Source organism: Kitasatospora sp. NPDC043950 (assembly GCF_056435345.1).
In genome coordinates this window covers 5551-12029 of sequence record NZ_JBWKER010000103.1, presented here as the reverse complement: position 1 = coordinate 12029, position 6479 = coordinate 5551, and the positions used below count along the sequence as shown (strand labels likewise).

5 protein-coding genes are annotated in these 6479 nt (G+C 73.3%); 3 read left to right on the top strand and 2 right to left on the bottom strand.

Going from position 1 to position 6479, the window contains the following annotated elements; genetic code table 11:
• Positions 1–94: 94 nt before the first annotated feature.
• Positions 95–1690 carry a M4 family metallopeptidase gene (locus tag AC07BF_RS36900; RefSeq protein WP_478334539.1) on the bottom strand — a complete coding sequence of 532 codons (1596 nt, stop codon included), beginning with the start codon at positions 1688–1690 and terminating at the stop codon, positions 95–97.
• A 209-nt stretch (positions 1691–1899) separates the two neighbouring features.
• Between AC07BF_RS36900 and AC07BF_RS36895 the strand changes: the two genes are divergently transcribed.
• The gene (locus tag AC07BF_RS36895) at positions 1900–3228 is read left to right on the top strand and encodes a hypothetical protein (RefSeq protein ID WP_478334538.1); all 1329 of its coding nucleotides are present in this window, start codon (positions 1900–1902) and stop codon (positions 3226–3228) included.
• 50 nt (positions 3229–3278) lie between these two features.
• Here AC07BF_RS36895 and AC07BF_RS36890 read toward each other — a convergent pair whose 3' ends face one another.
• Positions 3279–3995: an AMP-binding protein gene (locus AC07BF_RS36890; protein WP_478334537.1), complete on the bottom strand. Its 717-nt coding sequence runs from the start codon at positions 3993–3995 to the stop codon at positions 3279–3281.
• Positions 3996–4201: 206 nt separating this feature from the next.
• On the opposite strand from AC07BF_RS36890, the gene AC07BF_RS36885 reads away from it, so the two are divergent.
• Together AC07BF_RS36885 and efeO are read left to right on the top strand one after the other, a co-directional pair.
• Positions 4202–5026, top strand: a complete 825-nt coding sequence (locus AC07BF_RS36885) for an ABC transporter ATP-binding protein (RefSeq protein WP_363589514.1) — start codon at positions 4202–4204, stop codon at positions 5024–5026.
• A 190-nt stretch (positions 5027–5216) separates the two neighbouring features.
• Positions 5217–6365: an iron uptake system protein EfeO gene (gene efeO / locus AC07BF_RS36880; RefSeq protein WP_478334536.1), complete on the top strand. Its 1149-nt coding sequence runs from the start codon at positions 5217–5219 to the stop codon at positions 6363–6365.
• Positions 6366–6479 lie beyond the last annotated feature (114 nt).

Sequence of the window (6479 nt, the reverse complement as noted above, 5' to 3'; positions counted from 1 at the left end):
ACCCCCCCCCCCCCCCCCCCCCCCCCCCCGTCCCCCCCCTCGCCCCCCCCCCCCCCCCCCCCCCCCCCCCCCCCCCCCCCCCGGACCGTGCGCGTCAGTTGACGTTGACGCCGCTCCAGGCCGCCGCGACGGCCTTGTACTCGGTGCTGTTGAGGCCGTACAGGTCCTTGGCCGCGCTCAGGGAGGCGGTGCGGGCGCCCTTGTAGGTGGTGGTGGAGGTCATGTAGACGGTCAGCGCGCGGTACCAGATCTTGGCGACCTTCTGGTTGCCGATGCCGGCCACCGTGGAGTTGTTGCAGGTGGGGCTGTTGTAGGTGTAGCCGTTGATGGTCTTGCTGCCGCTGCCCTCGCTGGCCAGGTAGAACCAGTGGTTGCCGACGCCCGAGGAGTTGTGCACGTCGAGCTTGCCGACCGAGCTGCTCCAGCAGTCCGCCGACCGGCCGTCGAGCGAGGGCTTGTCGAAGCGGCGCAGCCACGGCGGGGTGGACTGGTCGCTGAACAGGTAGTCGGGGGTGTCGACCTTGTTGTTGGCGTACCACTCCACCATGGTGCCGAAGATGTCGCTGGTGGACTCGTTGAGGCCGCCGGACTCGCCGCTGTAGCGCAGGTTGGCGGTGGCGCTGGTGACGCCGTGGGTCATCTCGTGGCCCATGGTGTCGAGGTCGACCTGCTCGGGGTCGGTGCTGCCGTCGCCGTCGCCGGTCATCATGCAGAAGCAGCTGTCGGACCACTGGGCGTTGTCCCAGTTGGTGCCGACGTGGACGAAGACGGTGGCGCCCTTGCCGTCGTTCTTGATGCCGTTCCGGCCGAAGGTGTTCTTGTAGTAGTCGTACGTCCAGGCGGTGTTGGCGTGGGCGTCGACGGCGGCGGTGGAGCGGTCGGTGGAGAACTTCTTCCCGTCGCCCCAGACGTTGGTGGTGCTGGTGAACGCGGTGCCGGAGCCGGCCTTGAGCGCGCTCGCCGCGACGTTGTTGGCGTCCTTGGTGACGTGGCCGCGGACCGAGTCCTTGAGGGTGTAGCCGCCGCCGCTCTGGGCGGTGGTGTCGATCGTGATGTCGCCGGTGTACTCGGAGTGGCCGGTGCCGGAGGCCTGGTGCTCGGCGTCGTAGGTCTCGATCTGCTCGCCGGTGGTGGCGTCGGTGACGACCACCTTGCCGGCCGGCTGGCCGTGCTCGCCGGTGCCCTCGACGGTGGTGCGCCAGGCGAGCCGGGGTGTGCCGTCGGCGGCCCAGACGACCAGTTCGGGCGTGCTGGTGGCGTCCTGGACGCCGGGGGCGGCCGTGAGCGCGGCGGAGGCGCCGGCCTGCGCGGGCACCTTCGGGACGGTGGACCCGACGGCGGCGTCGTGGGCGGCCGCGCGGGAGGAGTCCTTGAGCCGGCCGCGGGCGTCCTGGTGGACGACCAGGTCACCGCCGACCACCGGCAGGCCCTGGTAGGTGCGGTCGAAGCGGACGTGCTGGGTGCCGTCGGCGTCGAGGACGACGTCCTTGACCACGAGGTCCTGGCCGGCGCCGAAGCCGAACACCCCCGCGTTGTGGGTGACGTTGGCGCGGGCCTGGGATATCGCGGCCTCGCGCATGCCGGGGGCGGCGGTCGCCGTGCCGGTGGGGACGGCGACGGCGACGAGGGCGGCGACGACCGCGATGGCTCCGGCCGCGAGGGGGCGGCGGGAGGAGGAGGTGGGGCTCACTCGGACTCCAGTCGGGGTAGCTGCAGGGAAAAGAGCTGCGACCGACATTGACGGCGATCAGTCAGATAGAGCTAGAGGAATGGTCATATCTTTGCCAAGTTGTGTCCTGTTCAAATCAAAAGTGAGCAGAAATCAACACCCGTGCCGCATATGGCCGATCGCGTTCCGACGCATGACGCATGACCTGACGAGGCCCTAGGCTCGCCCCCATGGACGGATGGGTGGGGGCCTGGACCGGCGGTCGGGCGGCTGTCCACGTGGGCAACGTCGCGGACTTCAACGAGCAGTTCTTCGCCTCGGGCATGGACGCCGCCCAGCGCGCCAGACGGCTGCGGCAGGCACACCACTACGCCTGCCTGGCCACCTGCTACAGCCTCGAACCGGCGCTGCTGGTGCTGCCCGCCGAGGTCGGCCCGGAGTGGACCGACTGGCTGGCCCGGGAGCTGGAGTGGGGCCCGGTCGAGGTGCACGGCGGCGTCGCGCCCGAGCGGACGGTCGCCCGGGCGCTCGCCGAACGGCCGGCCCTGGCCGCGCGGATCGCCGCCCTCGGCCGGCCGGTGGTCACCTGGGGCCGCACCGCCGCCCAGGGCGAGGGCCCCGAACTGGCCGCGGTGCACCGCTACGAGTCCAAGGCGGCGGCCCACGACCTGTTCGCCGAACTCGCCCCCGACCACCCGGGCGTCGTCGTCCCCCGGCAGGAACGCCCGGACGGCCGGGGCCGGGCGGCCCGCCGGCTGACCGCCCGCGCCGCCCGGGGGCTGACCACCGTGCTGAAGAGCCCGCACGGCGTCGGCGGCTACGGCACCGTCGTGGTGGAGCCGGCCGACCTGTTCGCCGCCGGCGGCGGCCGGGCCCTGCTGCGGCGCCTGGTCCGCTCCGAACTCCTGCCCGCCCAGGGCGGCCTGCTGCTGGAGGAGCACGTCGACCCGGGCCCGGCCGCCCGGCTGCGCGACCTCACCTACGACGCGCTGGTCGGCCCCGACGGAGCCGTGCACCCGGTGGGCGCCGGCGACATGCGCGTCACCGGCACCCGCTACCAGGGCGTCACCGTCGGCCCCGACGCGGTGCCCCGGGGCGCCGCCGCGACGGCCCGCCGGTTCGCCCTCGCGGTGGGGGAGCGGCTGGCCGCCGAGGGCTACCGAGGCTGGTACGACGTGGACTTCGTCACCGACCGGCGGCGCCGGCTCGCCCCCACCGAGATCAACCTGCGGCTCACCGGCCCGGCCGTGGCCTTCATGCTGCGGGCCCGCCTCGACCAGGTGCGGGGCCCGGGCCACCTCGTCCGCACCCTGGACGCGATGCCGCTCGGCGCCCGGCTCGCCCCGGGCACGCTGCACGACCACCTCGACCGGCTGCGGCCGCGCTGCGCCCGGCTCGACGTCACCCTCCTGCCGCTGATCCCGACGGCGGGCCACGACCCGGAGCCCGCCGTCGGCCTCGCTCTCGCCGGGCCGAGCGCTGAGGCGCTGGACGCCGCGCAGGCGCTGCTCACGGCCGCGCACCACGGGCTGGCCGGGATGTTCGAGGCGCTGCGCTGACCGGTCGTCAGCGCAGGCCGTCAGCGCAGGTCGTCAGCGCCGAGCGGCCGTCACCGCCGGCGGTCCAGGGTGAGGTTGCGCGGGGCGACCACCAGGGTGGCGCCGGAGCCCAGCGCGCGGACCCAGTCGGCGGTGAAGACGTCGAACTCCAGGCTCGACGTCTGCAGGATCCGGTCCGCCGGGGACAGCCCGTACACCTCGTGCCAACCCCGGTACGCGGACAGCAGGTTGCGGTGCTCGACCAGGGCCCCGGTGGGCAGGCCGGTGGAGCCCGAGGTGTAGAGGACGCAGGCGAGGTCCGTCGGGCCGGTGGGCGCCCCCGGTGGGTCGGGCGGCTCTTCGGTGAGGTCGGCCGTGTCCAGGCAGACGATCCGCGCCGGGCTCGCGTCGGCGAGCCGCACCCGGTGGCTCTCCTCGGTCACCACCAGGTCCGGGGCGGCGTCGGTCAGGACGTGCCGCAGCAGCGCGTCCGGCGCGCTCGGTTCCAGCGGCACGTACGCGGCGCCCGCCTTCAGCACCGCGAGCAGCGCGACGTACACCCGCGTGCCGCGGCCCAGGGCCACCGCCGCCCGGCCGCCGGGGGCCAGGCCGCGCGCCGCCAGGTGGCGGGCCAGGGCGTCGGCCCGCGCGTCCAGTTCCCCGTACGTCAGCTCGGCATCGCCGCAGCGGACGGCCACCGCCTGCGGTGCCTGCCCGGCCCGCAGTTCGACCAGCCCGTGCAGCGTGTCGGCCGCCCGGTCCTCGGCCGCTTCCCCGTCGGTCGGCATCGGCGCTCCCCTCGTCCCCTCCGAATGCCCAGATCATCCTCCCAACTCCCGCAGGGTGACAGGGTTCTGGAGCGTCCACTCCTCGGACGGCCCGGACCCGCGTGCGGTGACGGTTGTACTCTGCACGCAGACGGTCGGCGCCGGCCCGTCCGGTACGGCGCTTCGCCCGCGCCCTGTCCGGCGCCGCACCTCGGAGGTCCGCCCCCATGAGCTCGTCCGTCCCGTCCTTCGACGGCCCGCTGCTGCGCACCCAGGACGTGGACGTCGTACGCGACGGCCGCCACCTGCTGCGCGGGATCACCCTCGCCATCGAGCCGGGCGAGCACTGGGCGCTGCTCGGCCCCAACGGCGCCGGGAAGTCGACCCTGCTCGCCCTGCTCGGCGCGGTCTCCCACCCCACCCGGGGCGAGGTGGACGTGCTCGGCCGCCGGCTCGGCCGGGTGGACATCCGCGAGCTGCGCGCCCACCTCGGACACGTCAACCCCCGGCACCCGCTGCGCTCGCCGCTGAGCGTGCGCGAGGTGGTGCTCACCGGGCACACCAACACGATCGAGCCGGAGTTGCACCGCAAGCCCGGCCCCGAGGTGCTGGAGCGGGCCGAGCAGCTGATCGAGACGCTCGGCATGGGCGCGATCGCCGAGTCGGCGTGGACCACCCTGTCCCAGGGCGAGCGCGGCCGGGCCCTGATCGCCCGCGCGCTGATGCCGAGCCCCCGCCTGCTGCTGCTCGACGAGCCCGCCACCGGGCTGGACCTGACCGCCCGCGAGCTGCTGCTGGACAGTCTGGACCTGCTGCGCCACCAGCACCCGGAGCTGGCCAGTGTGCTGGTCACCCACCACCTGGAGGAGCTGCCGGAGAGCACCACCCACGCCCTGCTGCTGCGGGACGGGGAGTGCGTGGCGGCCGGGCCGGTGGACGAGGTGATGACCACCGAGCTGATCAGCGTGACCTTCGGCCACCCGATCCGGATCAGCCGGCACGAGGGCCGGTGGACGGCCCGGGCGGCCGCGCGGCGTACGCCGGGGCGCTGACGGGTCCCGGTCGGGGCGTGGGCAGGCTGGGCGGTCGGCCCGCTTCCGACGGGGGCGGGTATGGACGTAAAAAAGTTTTTACGTAAGGTATGCCTTAGCTAAGGCGGGGTTGTCGCTGGTTCGACGCCCCCACCGGTGCTCAGCCCTGCCCCGCCCTGGCACACCCATGCCCTTTTCCGTTGGAGCCCGCATGTCCGCCCGTCGCCGTTCCACCGCAGCCGCGCTGCTCACCCTCGCCGTGGCGACCGCCACCCTGGCGGGCTGTGCGGCGAAGAAGGACGACAAGGCGGGCGGCGCGGACGCGGTCAAGATCAACGCGACCGACACCGCCTGCGAGGTCTCCAAGACCAGCTTCCCGGCCGGCCACGTCGTCCTGGACATCAGCAACAAGGGCGCCAAGACCACCGAGGTCTACGTCTACGGCGCCGGCGACAAGATCGTCACCGAGCGCGAGAATATCGGCCCCGGCACCAAGGCCACCATCAACGCCGAGATCAAGGCCGGCTCCTACGAGATCGCCTGCAAGCCCGGCATGGTCGGCGACGGCATCCGCCAGAAGATCACCGTGACCGGCGAGGGCGCCAGTGCCGCCGCCGCCGACCCGCGCCTGACCGCCGCCGTCGACGCGTACCGCACGTACGCCCAGCAGCAGGCCGACGCCACCATCCCGGCCGTCGAGGCCTTCGCCGCCGCGATCAAGGCCGGCGACGTGGAGAAGGCCAAGTCGCTGTACGCGCCGTCGCGCACCGGCTGGGAGCGCACCGAGCCGGTCGCCGAGAGCTTCGGCGACGTCGACCCCAAGACCGACACCCGCGAGGACAAGCTGGAGGCCGGCCAGGAGTGGACCGGCTGGCACAAGCTGGAGAAGTCGCTCTGGGCCGACGCCAAGATCGGCGACGACGAGAAGAAGCTCGCCGACCAACTGGTCAACGACCTCAAGGACTGGCAGAAGAAGATCCCCGAGGCCGAGATCACCGCGACCAGCATGGCCAACGGCGCCAAGGAGCTGCTGGACGAGGTCGCCACCAACAAGATCACCGGCGAGGAGGACCGCTACAGCCACACCGACCTGGCCGACTTCCAGGCCAACGTCGAGGGCGCGCAGAAGGCCTACGAGCTGCTGAAGCCGGTCGCCGCCGAGAAGAGCCCGGAGCTGGCCAAGACCCTGGACTCCGAGTTCACCGCGATCCAGGCCCTGCTCGCCAAGTACAAGCAGGCCGACGGCACCTTCACCTCCTACGACAAGGTCACCGAGGCCGAGCGCAAGACCTTCTCCGACGCGGTCAACTCGCTGGGCGAGCCGCTGTCGAAGCTGGCCGCCGCCGTGGTCGTCAAGTAACGACCGCGGCCCCACCCGAGCACCGTCCCCACCCCACCGACGCCGTGGGGGGCCGAAAGGGGCTCCCCGGACCCGGGGAGTCGGCCCAGAGAAAGAGCCGACCGCAACCGGAAG